This window comes from Prochlorococcus marinus, assembly GCF_001180245.1.
GTDB lineage: Bacteria > Cyanobacteriota > Cyanobacteriia > PCC-6307 > Cyanobiaceae > Prochlorococcus_A > Prochlorococcus_A marinus_F.
This window is the reverse complement of sequence record NZ_CVSV01000035.1, coordinates 1-475: the sequence shown is the minus strand read 5'-3', so window position 1 is coordinate 475 and position 475 is coordinate 1. Positions and strand designations below refer to the sequence as shown.

Sequence of the window (475 nt, the reverse complement as noted above, 5' to 3'; positions counted from 1 at the left end):
AATTACACCTCCTAAAATACCCCCATTAGAGGAAAATATTTTTGCCAAATGTTCTCCATTAGCTGTATCCCAGAATTCCAATGGAGCTAGAGCAACGAATTGTAAAGTCAACTCAGATGAAAATTTTTTTTGTAATTTAAAAAGTTCAATCCAAATATCAATAGATTGACTTTTGTAAGTATCGATATGACTTCTAATAGCTCGGTATCCATTTTGTATGGCAAGTTTTAATGATTGCTCAACTCTTTCAAGAACCTTATCTGTAGTTCTAGTTTTATGTTCTTCAAGATTTACTGACAATGCTCCTCCATAGTTTGATTCCAGATTAGGAAAGTCTGCCCAGGTAAAAGATTTATCAAAATGCGAATGCGTCTCAACAAATCTTGGAAATAAAATATTTTTTGGTTTTGTAACTTTATTTTTTAAAGGCTTTAACTCAGACACAAATCCATCCTCCCAACTAATGGAAAGTGAA

Annotated in this window: 1 pseudogene; it reads right to left on the bottom strand. The window is 32.4% G+C overall.

The features are described 5' to 3' along the window. Positions 1–475 (bottom strand): annotated as a pseudogene (locus tag AMO19_RS00510) (amidohydrolase family protein); the annotation flags it as partial.